Source organism: Psychrobacter sp. AOP7-A1-24 (genome assembly GCF_052376235.1).
Classification (GTDB): Bacteria; Pseudomonadota; Gammaproteobacteria; order Pseudomonadales; family Moraxellaceae; genus Psychrobacter.
This window is the reverse complement of record NZ_JBQSVM010000033.1, coordinates 1-20,363: the sequence shown is the minus strand read 5'-3', so window position 1 is coordinate 20,363 and position 20,363 is coordinate 1. Positions and strand designations below refer to the sequence as shown.

At 41.8% G+C, this 20,363-nt stretch carries 17 protein-coding genes; 9 read left to right on the top strand and 8 right to left on the bottom strand.

What is annotated here, in order from left to right; genetic code table 11:
* Positions 1-13 precede the first annotated feature (13 nt).
* Positions 14-508, bottom strand: a complete 495-nt coding sequence (locus ACT3QQ_RS10835; RefSeq protein ID WP_444528027.1) for a hypothetical protein — start codon at positions 506-508, stop codon at positions 14-16.
* A gap of 155 nt (positions 509-663) precedes the next feature.
* Between ACT3QQ_RS10835 and ACT3QQ_RS10830 the strand changes: the two genes are divergently transcribed.
* Positions 664-861 carry a DpnD/PcfM family protein gene (locus ACT3QQ_RS10830; RefSeq protein WP_444528026.1) on the top strand — a complete coding sequence of 66 codons (198 nt, stop codon included), beginning with the start codon at positions 664-666 and terminating at the stop codon, positions 859-861.
* Positions 862-864: 3 nt separating this feature from the next.
* Here ACT3QQ_RS10830 and ACT3QQ_RS10825 read toward each other — a convergent pair whose 3' ends face one another.
* A complete protein-coding gene (locus tag ACT3QQ_RS10825) occupies positions 865-1,875 on the bottom strand; it encodes an aminotransferase class IV (RefSeq protein ID WP_444528025.1) in 1,011 nt (336 codons plus the stop codon).
* Positions 1,876-1,878: 3 nt separating this feature from the next.
* Positions 1,879-2,541, bottom strand: coding sequence for a hypothetical protein (locus ACT3QQ_RS10820; RefSeq protein WP_444528024.1), 663 nt, complete (start codon positions 2,539-2,541; stop codon positions 1,879-1,881).
* A gap of 492 nt (positions 2,542-3,033) precedes the next feature.
* On the opposite strand from ACT3QQ_RS10820, the gene aroE reads away from it, so the two are divergent.
* On the top strand, positions 3,034-3,897 hold the full coding sequence (aroE, locus tag ACT3QQ_RS10815; RefSeq protein ID WP_444528023.1) for a shikimate dehydrogenase: 864 nt from the start codon (positions 3,034-3,036) through the stop codon (positions 3,895-3,897).
* Between the two features lie 32 nt (positions 3,898-3,929).
* On the opposite strand, the gene ACT3QQ_RS10810 is transcribed toward aroE, so the two are convergent.
* Positions 3,930-5,051 (bottom strand): FUSC family protein, encoded by a 1,122-nt coding sequence (locus tag ACT3QQ_RS10810; RefSeq protein WP_444528022.1) that lies wholly within the window; start codon positions 5,049-5,051, stop codon positions 3,930-3,932.
* Positions 5,052-5,432: 381 nt separating this feature from the next.
* Between ACT3QQ_RS10810 and ACT3QQ_RS10805 the strand changes: the two genes are divergently transcribed.
* On the top strand, positions 5,433-7,253 hold the full coding sequence (locus tag ACT3QQ_RS10805) for an acyl-CoA dehydrogenase C-terminal domain-containing protein (protein WP_444528021.1): 1,821 nt from the start codon (positions 5,433-5,435) through the stop codon (positions 7,251-7,253).
* Between the two features lie 194 nt (positions 7,254-7,447).
* Here ACT3QQ_RS10805 and ACT3QQ_RS10800 read toward each other — a convergent pair whose 3' ends face one another.
* Complete coding sequence (locus tag ACT3QQ_RS10800; RefSeq protein WP_444528020.1) at positions 7,448-7,822, bottom strand: 5-carboxymethyl-2-hydroxymuconate Delta-isomerase; 375 nt, start codon at positions 7,820-7,822, stop codon at positions 7,448-7,450.
* A gap of 204 nt (positions 7,823-8,026) precedes the next feature.
* Positions 8,027-8,515 (bottom strand): Cys-tRNA(Pro) deacylase, encoded by a 489-nt coding sequence (gene ybaK, locus ACT3QQ_RS10795; RefSeq protein WP_444528019.1) that lies wholly within the window; start codon positions 8,513-8,515, stop codon positions 8,027-8,029.
* Between the two features lie 247 nt (positions 8,516-8,762).
* Here ybaK and plsB point away from each other — a divergent pair, with 247 nt between their 5' ends.
* A complete protein-coding gene (plsB, locus tag ACT3QQ_RS10790) occupies positions 8,763-11,552 on the top strand; it encodes a glycerol-3-phosphate 1-O-acyltransferase PlsB (protein WP_444528018.1) in 2,790 nt (929 codons plus the stop codon).
* A gap of 102 nt (positions 11,553-11,654) precedes the next feature.
* Here plsB and ettA read toward each other — a convergent pair whose 3' ends face one another.
* Complete coding sequence (gene ettA, locus ACT3QQ_RS10785) at positions 11,655-13,316, bottom strand: energy-dependent translational throttle protein EttA (protein ID WP_444528017.1); 1,662 nt, start codon at positions 13,314-13,316, stop codon at positions 11,655-11,657.
* A 445-nt stretch (positions 13,317-13,761) separates the two neighbouring features.
* Between ettA and ACT3QQ_RS10780 the strand changes: the two genes are divergently transcribed.
* The 4 genes from ACT3QQ_RS10780 to ACT3QQ_RS10765 all read left to right on the top strand — a co-directional run bounded on the left by ACT3QQ_RS10780 (position 13,762) and on the right by ACT3QQ_RS10765 (position 17,517).
* Positions 13,762-14,964, top strand: a complete 1,203-nt coding sequence (locus tag ACT3QQ_RS10780) for a flavin reductase family protein (protein ID WP_444528016.1) — start codon at positions 13,762-13,764, stop codon at positions 14,962-14,964.
* 158 nt (positions 14,965-15,122) lie between these two features.
* On the top strand, positions 15,123-16,571 hold the full coding sequence (locus tag ACT3QQ_RS10775; RefSeq protein ID WP_444528015.1) for a fatty acid desaturase family protein: 1,449 nt from the start codon (positions 15,123-15,125) through the stop codon (positions 16,569-16,571).
* 200 nt (positions 16,572-16,771) lie between these two features.
* Complete coding sequence (locus ACT3QQ_RS10770) at positions 16,772-17,065, top strand: GNAT family N-acetyltransferase (RefSeq protein ID WP_444528014.1); 294 nt, start codon at positions 16,772-16,774, stop codon at positions 17,063-17,065.
* A 158-nt stretch (positions 17,066-17,223) separates the two neighbouring features.
* Positions 17,224-17,517, top strand: coding sequence for a 4a-hydroxytetrahydrobiopterin dehydratase (locus ACT3QQ_RS10765; RefSeq protein WP_444528013.1), 294 nt, complete (start codon positions 17,224-17,226; stop codon positions 17,515-17,517).
* A gap of 112 nt (positions 17,518-17,629) precedes the next feature.
* Here ACT3QQ_RS10765 and ACT3QQ_RS10760 read toward each other — a convergent pair whose 3' ends face one another.
* Positions 17,630-17,785, bottom strand: coding sequence for a DUF1328 domain-containing protein (locus ACT3QQ_RS10760; protein WP_021814049.1), 156 nt, complete (start codon positions 17,783-17,785; stop codon positions 17,630-17,632).
* A gap of 468 nt (positions 17,786-18,253) precedes the next feature.
* On the opposite strand from ACT3QQ_RS10760, the gene ACT3QQ_RS10755 reads away from it, so the two are divergent.
* Positions 18,254-19,540, top strand: a complete 1,287-nt coding sequence (locus tag ACT3QQ_RS10755) for a saccharopine dehydrogenase family protein (RefSeq protein WP_444528012.1) — start codon at positions 18,254-18,256, stop codon at positions 19,538-19,540.
* The last annotated feature ends 823 nt before the right edge of the window (positions 19,541-20,363 follow it).

Here is a 20,363-nt window from a genome sequence, read left to right as displayed (position 1 = left end):
TACACATCGGCAATCAGCTCATTTCTATCATCCATAATGGTAATCGCGCAGTAGCCACAAGACGCTGATGAAACTTATGTGCTGGATACTCCCAATCAATTTCATCATTGATTTTGAAAAAATGCTCTTCACGATAGTCGATATAAGCATGCAATCGATTACGCACATAGCGATTCCACTGCCATAACAGCTGTACCGAGTTGCGTGCAGGTTTGGTAAAAGGAATGAGCTTAACCGTCAAGGCACACATTGCCAATTCATCATTAGGAATAACATCGATACCCTGCTCAATGACTTCTTCTCGCGTATGCGCATACTCAAACATACCTCCAAAAGCGACAAACCTTTTAAGGTCTTTTGAATATATGACACCAAAAGCCAATTGAGTATAAGGCGACAAATGCACGATTTCATTAGGCTTAACTTTGGCTAATCTACGAATTTCATCGAACACCATCAAATGTCTGATTTTTATTGGAACCCTCACTTCTTCATATATTAAACACATTCGATATTGTCCTTTTAACCCTTTCTATTGAAAAAGGGTCATTGATCGATTTGCTGTATGGCACAAGTCTGCGCAACAAAAGATGATCACTTCTTTTGAGGGCTTTTGCTAATCTAGTTGGTATAAATGACTGAAGTGATATGTGAGAACCGAGCGTGAATATAATAGAAAGAAATGAGAAATCAGCACAAACCTTTCAAATTGAAATTGTCGAAACGCTAAGCACTACCGTGGAAGTTGTCGCAGAAGATGAGCAAAGTGCGCTTTTGAAAGCGCAAGAAATGTATAGAAATGAGCAAGTGGTTTTATATCCAGATGATTTTATTGATACCAAATTTGTTGTTTTTCAATAACAGCTAAACGGATTTAAGATCTACAACATCACCTGACAATAACGTCAGACTGCTCATTGGCATGATACCGCGCAGTGCATTGCAAAAGAAAAGCTGCGTTAGTTCAGGTAAATCCTCATTTTGTAGCGACCTGATTATGACTGGATATTGTGTCGTGGATAGTGCATTTATAATTACCTGACGCATAACGCCAGCGACGCCCGATTGAGCCATAGAAGGGGTGTACCACTGGCCAATGGTTAGGTAGTTTTCATCATCTTTATGAATACTAGAGGTAGTTTTGGATTCTGATAGTGGTGCTTCTGCCAATTGATAAAATACGTTACTCATCGTACCCTCGACCCACTGCCCGCTCATATCGCGCAGTAGCCCTTCACTAAGCGTTGAAGCAAGTTGAGTAGCCAATGGCTCAGATTTTATCTGCTGTAGCTCACCACTCGCGAGAACATTGTCTAAGCGGTTAAGGCTTTTAAGACCTGCCAGCGATGGTGGTAAGCAAGCAATCTGAGAAGACAAACATATCGCTGAAGCGTTAGGTTGTATGGGTACCAAGCTCCCATCAGGTAAGGACAGTTGGAGCGCAGTAGAGACTCTTATTGCAGTAGCCTTTAGCCATATCTCACAATTGCTACCACTTGTACTAGGTGTATAACCATAACCGCGCACATCCTGCGCAGCGCGAGTTACTACTAGCTTTAGCATACCTTGCTCTAACTGTTGGGCATACAGTTGCAGTACCGTTAGTAGCTTTTTGCTGTTTATATTTAGCTGCAAAGCTTCAGCATGAGAGACTAGCCGCTGATAATGATAATCTGACCACAGTATCGACCCATCGATGACACCCATCGTAGTAAAAAAACCGTCAGCATATGCCAGTCCACGATTATCCAGAGACGTCGTTACCGTTTGGTCGATTGCCCTATTATCTTCGCTCACACTATTGTTTTCGGTCAAACTACTGTCTTGTGGGTACAGACATACCCAACCGTTTGGTACTGACGTCGTATCGGTCATGATTTAACTATTGTCTGTTTGAGCGGCGGCTTTATTAATAACCAGCATGCAGCTATAAAACTCACATTTTGCTAGCTCTATTTTTTGTCCACCAACCATTCTATTTTTGATGATTTGACTATTGAGCATATCGGCAACCATTTTACCGCCATCATCGCCCATCAGTTGACGCGATAGCTGATAGGCTTTTTTGGCGTGGTTTTGGCTCAGCTCTTTTTCTTTGTCTGTGTCAGTAGGGTTGGCATAGTACCAGCCCAGTTCTAGGTATTTTTCAGAGTCGATAATATCTAAATACGGTGCGTCCGTTTTCATAAAGCGATATTTAGCCGCTGGGTTACTGGCATAGTCTAGGCTGTTTTCGTCAGTGCTCACCACTTCGCCAAACCCGGATTTTATACTATCTAACTCATCTACAGCGAGCGACTCTACCTCACCAGTTCCCCATGCTGCGATATCATACTTCACTGGCGTACCTTGTGGAACAGTAGCATCATCTAGATCAGGATTGTTTGCACTGTCCTGTATTGGCTCATTCGTTGTTGCTTGCTCACTGGTCTCAGCATCTGGATTTTGCGCATCGTCTTCAGTACTGTCACAGCCACTGAGCGTCATACCAACTGCCATTATCGTACCGACTAGAAGGGTTTGTAGGTTAGGGTTCCACATGAATAGTTTACTCACATTTTTAGATTAATCTCAAAATAGTATTAACGAGCTGGCAAGAACGCCGCCGATAACGAATAATTTTCAATATAGAGCATATTTTATAAATATTATAATCTAGCAGTCATTACAGCATATTGATATAAGTTTCCATATTTTATAGTTTACCCAACTGCTCAGTACTTGACTACCTTTTACGTTACGCGGAGCACTCGCCGCGAGTACAGATTTGTTAAATATATAACGTACCAAAACTGTCTTTTTTTTTGAATAGAAAATAAAAAGCTATTTTTACGCTACTTACTTAAAACTATTTTAATCTCACAATCTATTTTCAAAAATGACCAGTCAACCTCTAACAAATGCTACCAATATTTCATAATGGATTGGTTGTAGCCACTTGATTTGTCAATCATAGCATTATCCCTTATGATGACTGAGCGTCACTCATTGCTCCTTTTATAGTATTATTATTCTTTAGCCAGCGGACTATTTATGACCCAACACTTTATCGTTATTGGCAATCCAATCGCTCATAGTAAATCTCCTGAGATTCATAAGCAGTTTGCTATACAAGCGGGGATTGATATTAGCTATCAGCGTCAGTACTGCCCTAATGATGCCGCCAGTTTTACGGCTGTTGTTGAAGCATTCTTTTGCGGTGGCGGTGTGGGTGCCAATGTGACAGTTCCTTTTAAACAAGTCGCTTATGATTGCTGTGCGGCGCGTGGTGGATTATCAGAACATGCCAAAACGGCAGGCGCGGTCAATACGTTGTTGTTGAACAAAACACTATTAGAAAACGGCGCGCCAATTACTGAAGCACTCTATGGTGATAATACGGATGGGCAAGGACTTATCAATCACATGACGAGTATGGATTGGCCTTTGACCAACGCTCGTGTGGCGCTAATAGGTGCAGGTGGTGCAGCGCGTGGCGTAATATTACCATTATTTGAATCAGGTATTGCCTCTCTCACGATTGCCAATCGCACCGTGTCTAAGGCGGCCGATTTGGTAGATGAGCTAAGTGCGGCAAGCTCAGTAATCGATGAACAACATATCGAGGTTTGCGCGACCAATGAACTAAACGGCTCTTTTGATATTATCATCAATGCCACCTCTATTGGTTTATCAGGTGATACGTTGCCGCTAGATGATGCTCTAAACTGTCAGTACGCGTATGACATGATGTATGGTCGTCCGCTACCGTTCTTACAGCATTTTGCCGCTCGCGGCGCACAGACCTCTGAAGGCTACGGTATGCTGATTGGGCAAGCGGCTTTAAGCTTTGAGCGTTGGACTGGGAATACTATCGATGTTGCACAAGTAACAACAGCACTAAATGAAAACAGTTAATCAAAGAGAAATCTTTGAGGATATATACGCTATTAACTAAAACGCAGTAATAGCCAATTTTCAAAACGGCGCAGCGGTTCACGCAATCGTGTAGAGTGTATCGCCAGACCACCGCTCAATCCAATCACACAGCCAAGCGCCGTATCAATCATACGCGCTTGGATAACGTCACTAGCGACTGGTGGCACCGACATCGTACTACCATACTCAGCGATAAATATGGTCAATGGCGTAATAAATATCACCGCCAGTCCATAATGCCGATCGACAAATGATTCAATCAAAAACATCATACATAGTATCGCGATAGCGATACCCCATACCGAGAGCCCCCAAGACAGCATCCAACTTGCCACTATCATGCCAGCTAGTGTACCCAATAATCGATGCAACTGTTTGATCCACATGGTTCGTAGCTGCATACCTTGAATGATAATAAAGCAGCTCATCGCTGCCCAATATGGATAAGGCAGCGCTAACAGAACAGCGACAACCAACGCCAAACTAACGAAACTTACCACGATAAGACTGTCGCTAATCATATCAGGCTGATAATCATAAACAGGTACGGAAGCCACTGGACGCGTCGCCAATAAAAACAAACTGTATAGCAACGCTAACAACATAGACGAGCCGCTACCTAATATCACAAGCCCTATCGCTGAGAGCACTTGATCAATCGGTACAGGGATAAATAGCGCAATCGCACCTGCCATCAACACAAACAGTCCTGCTGGGGGCGGTTGCCGATAGTAACGACCTAACATCACTACGCTAATACCAATCAACATAAATACGGGTAGCCGCAAAAATGGTAACAGCTGCGCGATCAGACCCAGTGCAAAGCTGAGTATCATCGCAAACCCCCAAGCCATAACCGTCACTAGCCGATGTGGTAGCGTGCCTGCAAATGGTAGGTTCAAGATAATCATCGAGCCTAGCGAGGCTTTGATACCTGAAGATAAGTCACCAAAATAAGCCCCTACAAATACCGGAAAGCTGATAGCAATCGCCGCAATGATTGGCATATGCCATGGTCGCTGACTGCGATTGACTGTCAGTAAGTGATTCAGCTCACCATCAATCAACCACTTAATACGAGTTAATAATGTGCTCAGCCAAGAGGATCGCTGTTGTTTTTTTAAGGTACTCATAAATGGCTTTTCCTATTTAATAAGTCCATTTTCTTTAGATTTGGATGAGTCTACATAACTCCTTATACAATAGTTTCAAGTACAGATACAATTTACCTATACAAACTAAAATGAATTAATAACATAATTAGTTATGAATAATAGTTATTAGTTGTATATTTGTCGCCTTATAAGATTTATAATCATATCAATATCATAACAGCTGACCACTATTAAAGACGTTCTAATAACTAACACGCTGGGAAGCTGTCCATTAATAATCCATTTGATGACTAATATAACGTCTACTTCATCTAAAATAAGTAAATATCGCTTACATAAGTTGTGACTCAAGTATTGCGCCATAAATCTATGATAGCGAACCAACCAAAGAGAGCGATTATGTTAACTTACAAAGCCCCTTTACGTGATATCAAATTTTTGATTAATGATGTCTTTGACTATCAAACACATTATAAAAGCTTAGACAACGGCGAAAATGCTGATCCTGAAACCGTAGACATGATTCTACAAGGTATGGCTGACTTTGCTGAAAACGTCATTGCCCCTCTCTACCAATCAGGTGGCGAAGAAGGCTGTCATTTCGAAGATGGCGTAGTAACCACGCCAAAAGGTTTTAAAGAAGCATATAACCAGTTTGTAGAAGGCGGCTGGCAAGGTATCTCATACCCTGAAGAGTTCGGTGGTATGAATTTGCCAACGTCAATCAACCTTATTAAGGCTGAAATGATTGGTACTGCTAACTGGTCGTGGTCGATGTATCCAGGTCTGTCAACAGGTTGTATCAACACCTTGCTTCAGTACGGTACTGATGAGCAAAAAGCACTTTATTTACCTAAGCTGGTCGAAGGATCATGGGCAGGTACCATGTGTCTGACTGAGCCACAGTGTGGTACAGATTTGGGTCAAGTTAAATCAAAAGCCATTCCACAAGATGACGGTACCTATAAGATCAGTGGTACCAAAATCTTTATCTCAAGTGGTGAGCATGACTTAACAGATAATATCGTCCATATCGTTCTAGCACGCCTACCAAATGCGCCAGAAGGTACGCGCGGTATTTCATTATTTATCGTACCTAAATTCACGCCGAACGCTGAAGGTGAAGCGGGCGAGCGCAATGCCGTAGTTTGTGGGTCAATTGAACATAAAATGGGCATCAGCGCATCTTCGACGTGTGTATTGAACTTTGATGGTGCTACTGGCTACTTGATTGGCGAACCACACAAAGGCCTAAAAGCCATGTTCACATTTATGAACACGGCTCGTATCGGTACTGGTATCCAAGGTCTAGCGCATACTGAGCTGTCTTTCCAGAATGCACTACCATATGCTAAAGAGCGTCGTTCTATGCGTACGCTATCTGGTACTAAAGATCCTGAAAAAGTTGCTGATGCTATCATCCATCATGCAGACGTACGCCGTATGCTACTGACGCAAAAAGCCTTTGCTGAAGGTGGTCGCTCAATGATTTATCATTCAGCACGTTATGCCGACAAAATGGCACAAGGTATCGTCAATGGCGATGATGAAGAGTTCGAAAAGTGGGACGACAAGCTAGGTTTCTACACGCCAATCCTAAAGGGCTTTTTGACTGAGCTAGGTATTGAAGCTGCCAAACACGGTCAGCAAGTCTATGGCGGTCACGGTTACATCAAAGAATGGGGTATGGAACAAATTGCTCGTGATGCCCGTATCGCAACGATGTACGAAGGCACCACTGGCGTACAGGCGCTTGATCTATTAGGTCGTAAGGTCATCTTGCAGTCTAAAGGTAAAATCATCCGTGATTACACCTCTAGCATCATGAAATGGTGTGGTGAGTATGCGCTTGATAAAGACATGCGTAAATTCGTTTGGGCACTAACCAAACTATGTGCTGAGTGGAATACCTTGACCGTACGCTTGATGCTGATGGCACGTAAAGACCGTGAAATCATCTCAGCAGCGTCAGATGACTTCCTGATGTACTCAGGTTACGTGATGATGGGCTATCATTGGGCTCGTATGGCAGCAGTGGCTTACGAAAAGCTAGAAAATGGTGGTACAGAAGCACCAGAATTCTATAAAGCAAAAATTCAAACTGCTGAATTCTACTTCGATAAGCTATTGCCACGTACTTCTGGTCACGCAGAATCGATGGTCGCACCAAGCGAAAGTATGACATCTATGGAAATCGATCACTTTGCTTTCTTAGACTAAAGCCGACTAATACTGCATCGATAATCAACAAAAAAGCGCCTATTATTTAGGCGCTTTTTTATGCTTAACTGAAAATTTGCTTATTCAAAACAATAGACAGCAACTATCGGTTTTGGGGAAAAGCTATGCTACTAATTAATTATAGACTGACTTCTTTATAGCTGAATAAAGTAGCCTTTGAAAGGACAGCGGTGTTAACTACCAAGCATTTTCTTGTGATAGACCGCACTTATCTCTTCAACTTCTACACATATCTGTAATGATGCACGCCCTGACTGCTCTGCGCCTATTTTTTCTTCGATAGTAGTGACCAACAGCTCAGCCAACTGGTTACGAGTGGCCATATCACGTCCGCTCATCAGTTTTAGATGGGCATAAATAAACCCATTGGCCTGCTCATCATCTTCAACACCTACTAGAAATGACTTAATAGGCACGATACGTGCTTTGATATCAGCAGGCTGCTTGAACTGACCACTATCCCACAATACTTTGTTTAGCGATTTGAGCAATGACTCTTCGTGAGCGATACTGACGTTGGGTGTCACTTGAATGGTTAGGTGTGGCATGAGCATGTCCTTGAATGTAGATAGAAAATAGTAGGTACGCGGAAGTATAAGTCTACGCCTTATCGCTATGGCCAATCTACAACAATCTTGCTACCAAATGTCCTTAATACAAGCGAACTCGTTGTAGGTTATTCATAACTATGGCTAGCAAATTGTCGACATAGCAAATTTATAATAGGCAGATTACAGCCACCGTAGAATCTTTTATTCATCCGTAATATCGCTAAAGCAGGCATCAAGCGTGGATGCCAATTGTGCAGGCGGCAATTCAATCTCCAGACCGCGGCGACCACCGCTCACATAGACTGTAGGCTTATCTTGAGCTGTGCTATCTATCACGGTTTTTAGCCGCTTTTTTTGACCCAGCGGACTAACACCACCCAGCACATAGCCCGTGCTACGCTCTACTTGTTTGGAATCGGCCATCTGCACTTTTTTGCAAGACAGTAATTTATTAGATGATAAAGCCTTAGCCATTTTTTTAAAATTGAGCGTTTTATCAACTGGTAATATCGCTACAACGAGCACGCCTGTATCAGTCGTTACCACTAAAGTTTTGAACACTTGTGTTACTGCTACGCCAAGTTTTTCTGCGGCTTCTAAACCAAACGAAGCGGCATTACTGTCATGAGTATATTCATGTACTTGGTAATCAAGGTTATGTTTTTTGGCGAGATCGATGGCTGGAGTCATAGGTTTTAGGCTTAATAAAATGGAATTGAGAAATGGATACTATCTTTAGGAGTCATGTATGATAAAAATATATTATTACGCTAAAGATATTAACTTTCAAATATTTGGACACTTTGTATAATCTGTCACTCACTACAGCGTAACCAAACCGTATTAATATTGGTAGTATATACAGACACTATATATCGCTTTGGTGGCTTTTATGGCATCATAAGCGCAACATATTTGACTATTTTTGATACTGATTATGATACCGAAGTTCCTGAAAAAACGGATTTTTAAAGCGTCGGACACGGCTACTAGCTCTGCTGAAACTGACGGCAATCCAATCGCTACTAAGACTTATTCTAATGCACCGATCAATCAGCTGTATCGTAAGCTGTCAGGTCAGATGCTCGATGTCGCCGTAAAACCTAAACTACTAGGTGAGCTGCCTGAGTTCGACCATGATGACCAAACACTAAGGTTTTATGTACTACAGGACTATTCTCGTTCTAACAGTATTCTGATTGATTTACAGACGCAAGAGCATAACTTACCACCTGCATTGGTCGGGGTAAATGATGCCGCTCATAATATTAAAGAGAATGCGGCCATTATATTCTTGAACCATCCAGGTGCCAAAGACAGTCAATTGTCCCCTCGCCTTTCTCGTCTAGTTTCTGCTGTACTGCAATATCCAGAGTTAAAGGTACGTTTGGTACCGGTATCGATTCTATGGGGACGTGCACCTGAAAAAGAAGATTCGTTATTCAAGCTATTAACCACTGATAACTGGCAAGACCCTAGCATCACTAAGCAGTTATTTAATATTGGGGTGATGGGACGCGATACTTTCGTACAGTTTCATCCACCGCAAGATTTGCGTACTATTATTAACGACAGCCTACAAGGTGATGTGGAAGGACCTGCTACCTTTGACACAGTCGCTACAGATGCCGTCAAAGTAAATCTGACGGCAACGGAGTCACTCGAAACAGAAACAGTGGCTATTAACGGTGGTGCAGAAACTGACACCGCGCACACAACAAATTACGCGCTAGTCTCATCGACTGATAGTAATCGTGAACTGGTTCGTATGCTACAGCAAGAATTATCGATTTATTTAGACAAGCAGCGCGCCAGCATGCTTGGCCCTGATCTATCAGATAGACGCAACTTGGTAGACAAACTGGTGTACTCGCCAGCCATCAAGCATGCGATCGAGATGGAAGCGGCAGAAAAGGGGACTAGTGTTCGAGAAGCGCGTAGTCAGGCCAGAGGCTATGCAAATGAGATGGTCAACGACTACTCTTATCCTATTATTCGAGTATTTGAACGCTTTTTAACATGGCTGTGGACACAGTTGTATGATGGTGTAGAAGTACACCACTTTGAACGAGTACGAGAGCTAGCGACTGATTACGAAATCATCTATGTACCCTGTCATCGTAGCCATGTGGACTACCTGTTACTATCCTATGTTATCTATAAACGCGGCTTAAGTATCCCTTATGTCGCAGCGGGTGACAACCTTGACGTACCTGTATTAGGCCCTCTATTACGCGGTGCGGTCGCTTTTTATATTCGTCGTAGCTTCCGTGGCAATGCACTATATACCGCTGTACTGCGCGAATATATGCATACGCTTATTACGCGCAACACTCCGATCGAATACTTTATCGAGGGTGGTCGCTCACGTTCAGGTCGCTTGCTCCCACCGAAAATGGGCATGCTAGCGATGACCGTACACAGCCAGCTACGTCAAACCAATAAGCCTGTGGTATTTATTCCGACTTATATTGGTTATGAGCGTATCATGGAAGGCGGCACGTACGTCGGTGAGCTAAAAGGCAAGCCGAAAGAGTCAGAGTCTTTAATGGGTCTGCTTAAAGTTGGTCGTAAAATCGAGCGTATTTTTGGTAATGTACACTTGAGCTTTGGTACACCATTGCACCTTAGCGACTTTATGACCAAGTTCGATGTGCCAGCCAATAGTCTGCCATCCGATCGTACGGACTCACCGCTCGACGAAAAAACCAGTGCTATGGTTGATAACATCGGCGTGAAAGTTATGCAGCATATCAACAAAGCCGCAGTAGTGACTCCTGTATCGCTGCTGTCATTGGTGTTATTGTCCGCACCAAAAGCGGCATTGGATGAAAACATTTGTCGTGAGCAAATCGCGTTGTATCAAGGTCTTGCTCAGCAGTTGGTTTACTCAGATGATACGGTTATCACTGACATGACGCCGCAGCAAATCATCGATTATGGTATTAAGCTAAAGCTTATTGAGCGCACGCCGCATATCTTGGGCGATATCATTCAGGTCGCAGGAAAGCAAGCGGCATTGCTCAGCTACTTCCGTAATAATATCTTGCATGTCTTCATCCTACTGTCTTTCTTGTCTGCGCTCGTCGCACGCAACGGTCGTATCAAACGCAGTCGCTTAGATAGTATCGCTGAACAGTTGTATCCATTCTTACAAGGTGAGTTATTCTTATATTACCCTGCTCACGGCTTAGCTGAGACGCTTGATAAAAAAGTTGATAGCTTACTGTCTAATGGACTCATCGTTGATTTAGGTGATGACACGCTCAGCGTTCCTGAGTCTAATAGTAAGCATTATCAACAGCTACAAGTACTGGCGACTCCAGTTGGTCAAAGTCTTGAGCGTTACTTTATGACGCTTGCCCTACTTGCTCAGCAAGGCTCTGGTAATTTAACTGAAAACGAAGTGGTTGATTTATGTCACCTGCTCGGGCAGCGCTTGTCTGTACTCTATGCAGATGACATTCCTGACTTCTTTGATCGTGCATTATTCACCAGCTTCATTAGTGCGTTGACCCGTCTTAACTATCTACAAAAAGACGATGAAACAGGCATACTGACCTTTGACTATCGTATCAACGACATTGCTCATCATGCTAAGTACGTACTGACGCCTGATATGATGCAAATCTTGCAGCACGTCGCGAGCTTAGATGACGAAGAAATTACTCACGCCATTACTGAAATTGGTAATAAAAAACAGCGTAAGTTCGGACGTAAGCGTTAGTCTTAACAACTACCCAGACTCTTTAAATTTTTAAGCTAAACAAAAAAAGACCTCTAATCGTTAGAGGTCTTTTTTTGAGTTTCAATATAATAAAAAGCTGTATTAGTTCGTAATCTTCTTATACTTAGCACGCTTAGGAGTAGCGTCATCACCCATCGTCTTTTTACGATATGCTTCAAACTCAGTGTAGTTACCGTCAAACCACACTGGACCTTCTTCTTCAAATGCCAAGATGTGAGTCGCGATACGATCAAGGAACCAGCGATCATGCGATACGACCATTACCGTACCTGGGAATACTTGAATCGCATCCTCTAGCGCACGTAAAGTCTCGATATCCAAATCATTTGATGGTTCATCGAGTAATAAGACGTTTGCGCCTTGCTTTAGCGTTTTCGCTAATTGTAGACGGTTACGCTCACCACCTGATAACTGACCAACGTGCTTTTGCTGATCTGAGCCCTTGAAGTTAAAGCGACCGATATAGGCACGGCTTGGCGTGGTGTAATCACCAACCGTAATAATATCAAGACCGTCAGAGACTTCTTCCCATACCGTCTTGTCGTCATCTAAATGATCACGTACCTGACCGACATAAGCCACTTTAACACTTTCACCTAAATCAACTGAACCAGTATCTGGCGTATCGCGCTCAGTAATCATGTTAAATAGTGTGGTTTTACCCGCACCATTTGGACCGACGATACCAACGATCGCACCAGCTGGGACATTAAAGCTTAGGTTTTCATACAACAGACGATCGCCGAATGATTTAGAGATGTCATTGACCTCAATAACCTTGTTACCCAAACGTGGACCAGGTGGAATATAAATCTCAGAGGTCTCATTACGTTTTTGGAACTCTGTTGAGTTCAATTCTTCAAAACGCTGTACACGAGATTTAGATTTGGCCTGTTGGCCTTTTTGATTTTTACGAATCCACTCAAGCTCTTTTTTCAAGGCTTTAGCAAATGATTCTTCTTGCTTGTTCTGCTGTTCTAAACGATTGTTTTTCTGCTCGAGCCACTCAGTATAGTTGCCTTCATATGGGTAGCCATGGCCTCGGTCAAGCTCCAAAATCCACTGAGCAACATTATCCAAGAAATAGCGATCATGGGTAATGGCAACGATAGTACCGCTGTAGTTCTGCAAGAATTGCTCTAGCCATGCAACAGACTCGGCGTCCAAATGGTTGGTCGGTTCGTCAAGTAATAGCATATCAGGACGCGACAATAGTAGACGGCACAATGCCACGCGGCGTTTTTCACCACCTGATAATTTGCTAACATCAGCATCCCATGGTGGCAGACGCAGCGCATCGGCTGCTTTTTCTAGCTGGTTATTTAAATTGTGCGCGTCCCAAGATTGGATGATGTCTTCCATCTTGCCTTGCTCTTCAGCAAGCTTATCAAAATCTGCATCGGGCTCTGCGTATTCAGCATAGATAGCATCTAGACGTGCTAGCGCATCTAGTGCTTCACGCATACCGTCTTCGACATTACCACGAACGTCTTTGCTATCATCTAGCTGTGGTTCCTGTGGCAAGTAGCCAACTTTGGTACCTGCCTGAGCGCGTGCTTCACCAGTAAACTCAGTATCCACGCCTGCCATGATGCGTAGCAAGGTAGATTTACCTGAACCATTAATACCTAAGACACCAATTTTGGCACCAGGGAAAAACGATAAGTTAATGTTTTTTAGAATTTCGCGCTTAGGGGGAACAAGTTTTGACACGTTGTTCATCGTGTAAATATATTGAGCCATTAACACTCCGATAGACTGCATAGAAGAGAACAGCAAATGCAACTCAGCGATGCTGCCAAGCGTGCCGTACCTCAAAATCAGGGTTACAAATTATAGGTCATTATCGCATTGTGACGCATACCCTGCAAGCTGACAGGTTGTTTTCCCAGTTGTTTTACTGTTTTTGACAGTAGGCTATACCTCTTAGCTATAGAACTTACTTAGAAAAGTAACCCAGAAAACCCTATCTTAATGAACTAACTTAACATTTTGACTCATTAACGTTTTACAAAGACCACAAAAAATAGCATCAAACCTTTCGCAAATTTAATCAATAGCCGTTAGCATGTTAGTGTGACTTAACAAGTTCAAGTAGATTATTTTCGTATCGGATTAATAAAATCAGCTGTGCTCTTCTACTTGTAACAACATTTACTTTAATAGCATTTCTAAAGGTACTGATAACATGGCCAACGGCTATCGCCCTGAAATTGTTCAACGTGCGTTTGTCGACTTTATCGGATCGCGCTTACATCCGTTTTGGTCATTGACGACTCCTAAGTTACGCCTAATCGCACGCTATACATTAAGTAATGATCTGATAGCACTACAATTTGAAACCAATAGAGCCTTCAAGCAGCAAACTTCTAAGACAAGTAACGATTGGCAAGGCGGTCAGTATCTTGATCTGCGTGTGTGTATTGATGGAGTCTACCATCAGCGTAGCTACTCAATAGTGGGCTTGACGAACCAGCCCCTCTGGTGGCTCGATGATACTTCTGATAGCAATACAACAGGCCAACGCAATACAGTAACTATCGCGATTAAGCCGCAAGGGCTAGTATCTAATTATTTAACCAAGCAGATGCCACTGGCTCAAGTCGTTGATACGAGTCTGCCACTTGGTCATTTTACTTTAGAACAAACGTCAGTAATAGCAAAGGAAAATTTAGATAATAACAAACCTACCTCTTTGCTATTTATTGCCAGCGGTAGCGGTATCACGCCCATGCTAGGACTTATTACTCAGGCATTGCGTAAGGGACACCATGTGACGCTACTGCATTACAGTCGGAATGTTTTACCTAAGCTGGAACATCAGTGGCAACAGTTGAATGATACATATCCAGACTTCACTTATCATCTGATCCATACTGAAGACTCGACTACCTATTTGGCTGGCAAGAGGTACTTAAGTGCAGAGGGTCTGCTGTCGCTAAATTTATCTCTAGCAGACACGCAGATATTTGCTTGCGGTTCACAAGCGTTATTAACTGGCTTATATAAAGCCGCTGCGGAGATCACTTTACCTACAGACAAACAGCTGCGCGATAATATTATCGTAGAGGATTTTGGCACTGCTCTGACTGATGTTGATAATGGCAGCAATCAAGTATTCGACAAAACAGTATCTGTAGAAGAACATACTGTTTATTTGCGGTCACGGCAACGGCAGTTCAGCAGTAATACGACCATACTGGTTGCAGCTGAAAGTTCAGATGTACGACTAGCGCATGGTTGCCGGCAAGGTATTTGCCAATTATGTCGCTGTAATAAAATCAGCGGCGTGGTCAAAAATATTCAAACAGGAAAAGTAAGTGATGACGGTTACGAATCTATTCAGACTTGCATCAATATTGCCATGACTGATGTGGTACTCGACATTTAATGACTGGCTTAATATAACGACTGGCTCAACAGAAGGCATATGCTAGACAACCTGTGTGACATAAAAGACAAACGTTACTTTATGGGCTAAAACTCAGATAACTTATCAAACCGGATGCAGTGCTGTTTATTCATGCCGTTTCGGTTAAGGATTTATTTATGCGCTTATTACCACCCGTTACTACGCCACAATCTGCTGTGCCTATCTTGACGCCACTGTCCGATACACGGCTAGCAAAAAATGCGCCTTTACCTTTAACGCCGCAAATACCTTACTCGCAGCTTAACGATGAGGCAATCAATGATAGCAATCATCCAGACACGTCAACACGGACTCGCTACCCAACAGTGACTGATAAACCCTTATCAAAGTCTCAGAGTGATGCTTTAGCCGTAGAGCTCAACGCCTTGTACAAAAGCGTTATGGACTCGCTAGGTAGTAAAGATGCACGCTATATACAGCGAATATATGCCACTGTCGTATATAGTGAGATTGTCGCCCGTGGTCTACTCGCAGCAGCTGGGCGTATGCCGTCGAAACGCAGTCTGGTTGCTACTTGGCTACTTGGTACGTCTTTACTTAGTTTTAGCAAAATATTGAATAATATGGAGCTGGGTCATAACGTCATGCATGGTCAATACGACTGGATGCAACACCCGCACCTTAATAGCCAAAAGTTTGACTGGGATATTGTTTGCCCTGCTCCATTATGGCAACACTCTCATAATTATTTACATCATACTTTTACTAATATTGTTGGCCGTGATCATGACGTAGGCTATCACTTGATTCGGGTGACTGATGAACAGCCTTGGACGCCAGAAGATCGCTACAATATGTTTAGCACAGCAGTACTGGCATTTGGTTTTGAATGGGCAGTAGCGTTTCATGACATTCAAATCAGTGCCGATGAATATGCTGACTCTCCTGATTTGCACAAAATCATGCAGCAAAAATCGCGCGCGCTATTTTCCAAAATCGGACGACAAATAGGTAAAGACTACATTGCCCTACCGTCTGTGGTAGCGCTGACACTAGGTCGTCGTAGCGCCTTTAGTACGCTAAGCGGTAACATGACGGCCAACACTGTCCGTAATCTATGGACGTGGGCAGTAATTTTTTGCGGACATTTCACTGAGCAAGCGCATATCTATACCCATCTCGATGCCAATGAAAGTAAAGGCGACTGGTACGTACGACAAATCCTTGGCTCTAGCAATATCAAAGGCAGCAAATGGTTTCACCTTTTGACGGGTAATTTATCTCATCAAATTGAGCACCATATATTTCCTGATATGCCAGCTGGCCACTATGCAAAGATTGCGCCGCAGGTACAGGACATATGCCGTAAATATAGTTTAACCTACAATACAGGGCGCTTTGGTACACAACTCAAGCAAGTACTGGGGCGTATTTACCACTTTAGCAAACCTAGTGAAAAAGAGTGGCAAGCCTACGTGCAGTCAACGGAGAATGCTGACAGTGATGCTCATCAAGAGGTTAAGTTAGAAGCTAATTTAGATACTGAATCAGCGATAGAAAATACTGGTGGTCTGATTCGATTTTTGCCTCCAGTCGTTCGTAAAGCCATATTGTATGCATGGTGACACATTCAGATTTGCAACCAGATACTGCCATGATAAGGTAGTACAAAAGACATGGATAACGCTAACAGTCTTCCTATTAACTATTACGGTAAATGCCTAGATTGTCGATCGTCAAGCTTGCATACTGAAATCGCGGTATTAAAACCAATAAAATATTTAGTTCATAATAAGAATTCGATAATAAGAAAAGGAATACATTAATGAGTAATCAAACATCTAAACCAAATCTAGAAATTGTTCATAATCAAGCAGCGAAACGCTTTGAGACATCTATCGACGGTCAGACTGGTTATATCAGCTATCAGGAAAGTGCTGACAAGCTGGTCTATGACCATACTATCGTACCGCAACAATTGGGTGGACGCGGTGTTGGCTCAGCCCTCGTTAAGCATGCATTGAATTATGCACGCGAACAAAATAAAAAAGTTGTGCCGCAATGCTCATTTGTCGCGTCATATATTAGTAAGCATCCCGAGTATCAGGATTTAACTTAACTGGCAATGAAATCGGAGTTAGTCAATTCATTGACTAGACCCCGTAAATGATATTGCGCCAAGCAGGACAAAATATGTAGATATTTATGTAGCATAGGAAACATACCCTAGCACCACTTTTAATAAACCAATTCGACATAACAATAAAGGTTATTAATATGAGTAGTTTATCTGACAAACAAATCAATCTACAGCTAGAAGAGCTTGCTGGTTGGCAGCGTGACGGCAATAGTATCGTCAAGACCTATCACTTTAGCGACTTTATCGAAGCTATGAGCTTTATGAATCAAGCGGCATTTCATGCTGAAGCGCTTGAGCACCATCCTGAATGGCGTAACACCTATAATATTGTAGAAGTCCGTTTAACCAATCATGATACGGGCGGTATATCTAGTCAGGATATTCGTCTAGCCAAACGTATGGAGCATATTATTCAACCCAAACGGTTATGATGGCAAGTCTATAACATATGCTTCTGTACTGATTATCTTGATTAGAGCAAACAAAAAAGACCCTCAACTGAGGGTCTTTTTTATAGTAGTTATTTATCAATATAAGCCGTGTTTACATCTTACGGCTGACAAAGGCAACGATAAATAAGATGACAGCAACTGCTAGGAAAATATATGCCAAATTAGCAGATAATCCTGCGACACCGCCGAAACCTAGTAAACTCGCTAGTAGTGCGATCACTGCAAAAATAATAGCCCAACGAAACATAACCTTCTCCTTAATTGATTATAAAAACAGATATTAGAATTTATATAGCACTTATTAACTTGTTTTTATCTAATGCTAGTTATTACTGTTTACGCTTATAGATTAGCAATGTTCATCTTCAAAAAACGTTCATTTTAGTAATAATATCGGTAGGTTATGTAAATTTTGTAGTAACTGTTAATGTCTCATACCAAATTCTATTTAATAGATGATACTTTTAAGATATAACTATATTTTTGAATATAATGCTCTTTAACTAAGTTTTTTTATTTAGCGCTCTTTTATTAAAAGCTACTTTCCTGGCCGTGTGCAGAACTATTTTAAATTTCTAACGTTATACGTGATGTTGTATATGATATAGACATCAAACTATAAACTGTAGCGACCTCATAAACCCCTAACCTAATTAAACGACTTGGTTTATAGTTTAATTTCCACTTATTTTCAAACCTATTAAGGACAATACATATGGATACCAATACGGATAATGAAAACCCTATACAAAAAACTGGCAGCGACACACGACCTTATGCAGTCGTTCTATATGGTGCAACAAGCTTTGTCGGTCAGATTACTGCTCACTATTTAACCAATTTTTTGTCAAATAATAAGAATAAAGACGGCTCAAATATATCATGGGCAATCGCAGGTCGCGATGAAGACAAACTCAATCAGCTACAGGCCAAACTTGAGAGCAAGGTAGACATTATTATTGCCAACAGCAACGATACCGCCAGTCTTAATAAGATGACCAAACAAACTCAAGTCATCATTTCAACTGTAGGACCGTATCTGAAATATGGTGAGCCATTGATCAAATCGTGTGCCGAAAATGGTACTGATTATGTCGACCTTACTGGTGAGGCCATTTTTATCAAAGATATGATGGACAAGTACCAAGATACGGCTAAGCAAAGCGGTGCCCGTATCGTCAACTCTTGCGGTTTTGACTCTATTCCATCAGATTTGGGCGCATACTTTACTCAAGCCAAAGCAGAAGAAAAGTTCGGCGAAACCTGTAACGTTATTCATATGCGTGTCAAAGCAGCGAAAGGTGGTATTTCAGGCGGTACTATTGCATCGATGGCATCAATATTTGAAGAGGCTGGCGAGGATAAATCGCGCCGCAAACAAGTGGCCAACCCTTATTTGTTAAACGATGATGCCAATGTACCAAACGTGCGTCAGGATAATGTCAGCAAACCAGTATATGACAGCAACCATAAACGCTGGCTAGCACCTTTCGTTATGGCAACCATCAATACGCGTATTGTCCATCGTACCAACCAATTGCTCAGCTATGAGTACGGTCGCAACTTCAAATACGACGAAGCCATGTGGATGCAGGATGGCGTCAAAGGGCAACTGTCTAGCTATGCCATGAGCGCAGGTTTATTAGGTTTTGCTACTGCGATGATGATTAAACCAAGTCGCGAGTTACTGTCCAAGCATGTATTACCAAAGGCAGGTTCGGGACCTTCTAAGGACGAACAAGAAAACGGCTACTTTGATATTCGTCATTTTGGACAAACAGCTAAAAATGACACCATCACCGTTAAGGTGACAGGCGACAGAGATCCTGGTTATGGCAGTACCTCTCGTATGATTTCGCAGGCAGCATTATGTTTGGCACAAGACATCAGTAAAGAGGACGTTGGTGGTGGATTTTGGACGCCTGCTTCAGCAATGGGTGATAAGCTAATCACTCGCCTAGAAGCGCATTCTGGCCTTAGCTTTGAGGTAATTGATAGTTAATCTAGCAGATTCTAATACAGGCTTAACATTTTCATGACCGTATCTTGTTATCGAGATACGGTTTTTTAGGATCTACTTTATGAACTCAAATCGGAATTAAAAGAAAAGTAACGTATTTTTTTGGTGAATAATGTTTCTGTTTTCCAATTATTTAATACTTTAAGATATTAATCACTAATCTAATATTGCTACTACCATTCTATAGGTGTTCTGAAAAAACAAGATGCAGACATTAGTTTAATAAAAAATACCAAATTAAAATATATATATATCAAAATCTGAAAGTTACCCAAGCATTAGTTTTAAAACAGAAGTAAAACCCTATAGAAGAAGTCAGTATTATATCAATAGATAGTTTCTAAAAAACTATTAATAACAATTGACTAAGACAAGATAAAAATCTTAATCACCTAAATATTCATATTTCCATATATTAATTGTCTTATTGTATAACCGTCGCTAATAGAACTATTTATTGGCAAACCTAATCAGATAACTAACCTTCATTACTTATAAAACCTTAGCAAACCTAAAAGGCCAAATACTAACTAAACTTTGAATGTGACAGTTTCATAACGTCACAAGAAAACATTAAGCTGTTAGAACTTTAATGAGTTTGCTACTGAAATATAAACTGCATCGTTGATAATTTGCATACGGTATTTACAGACACACCTAAATAGAAACGACCCATTATTGAATAAATATGAGTTAACGTTTCTAACTATATCTAATTATATATCATGGAGTTTTACAATGAAAAAGAATGTTTTATCATTAATCGTAGGCGCTACTCTTGTACTACCAACTATGGCAATGGCAG

Coding starts and splice junctions, on each gene's coding strand:
- ACT3QQ_RS10780 (WP_444528016.1), top strand. CDS start 13,762: ATGGCCAACGGCTATCGCCCTGAAATTGTTCAACGTGCGTTTGTCGAC.
- ACT3QQ_RS10760 (WP_021814049.1), bottom strand. CDS start 17,785: ATGTTTCGTTGGGCTATTATTTTTGCAGTGATCGCACTACTAGCGAGT.
- ACT3QQ_RS10770 (WP_444528014.1), top strand. CDS start 16,772: ATGAGTAATCAAACATCTAAACCAAATCTAGAAATTGTTCATAATCAA.
- ybaK (WP_444528019.1), bottom strand. CDS start 8,515: ATGACTCCAGCCATCGATCTCGCCAAAAAACATAACCTTGATTACCAA.
- ACT3QQ_RS10800 (WP_444528020.1), bottom strand. CDS start 7,822: ATGCCACACCTAACCATTCAAGTGACACCCAACGTCAGTATCGCTCAC.
- plsB (WP_444528018.1), top strand. CDS start 8,763: ATGATACCGAAGTTCCTGAAAAAACGGATTTTTAAAGCGTCGGACACG.
- ACT3QQ_RS10775 (WP_444528015.1), top strand. CDS start 15,123: ATGCGCTTATTACCACCCGTTACTACGCCACAATCTGCTGTGCCTATC.
- ACT3QQ_RS10765 (WP_444528013.1), top strand. CDS start 17,224: ATGAGTAGTTTATCTGACAAACAAATCAATCTACAGCTAGAAGAGCTT.
- aroE (WP_444528023.1), top strand. CDS start 3,034: ATGACCCAACACTTTATCGTTATTGGCAATCCAATCGCTCATAGTAAA.
- ACT3QQ_RS10755 (WP_444528012.1), top strand. CDS start 18,254: ATGGATACCAATACGGATAATGAAAACCCTATACAAAAAACTGGCAGC.
- ACT3QQ_RS10820 (WP_444528024.1), bottom strand. CDS start 2,541: ATGTGGAACCCTAACCTACAAACCCTTCTAGTCGGTACGATAATGGCA.
- ACT3QQ_RS10825 (WP_444528025.1), bottom strand. CDS start 1,875: ATGACCGATACGACGTCAGTACCAAACGGTTGGGTATGTCTGTACCCA.
- ACT3QQ_RS10810 (WP_444528022.1), bottom strand. CDS start 5,051: ATGAGTACCTTAAAAAAACAACAGCGATCCTCTTGGCTGAGCACATTA.
- ettA (WP_444528017.1), bottom strand. CDS start 13,316: ATGGCTCAATATATTTACACGATGAACAACGTGTCAAAACTTGTTCCC.
- ACT3QQ_RS10805 (WP_444528021.1), top strand. CDS start 5,433: ATGTTAACTTACAAAGCCCCTTTACGTGATATCAAATTTTTGATTAAT.
- ACT3QQ_RS10835 (WP_444528027.1), bottom strand. CDS start 508: ATGTGTTTAATATATGAAGAAGTGAGGGTTCCAATAAAAATCAGACAT.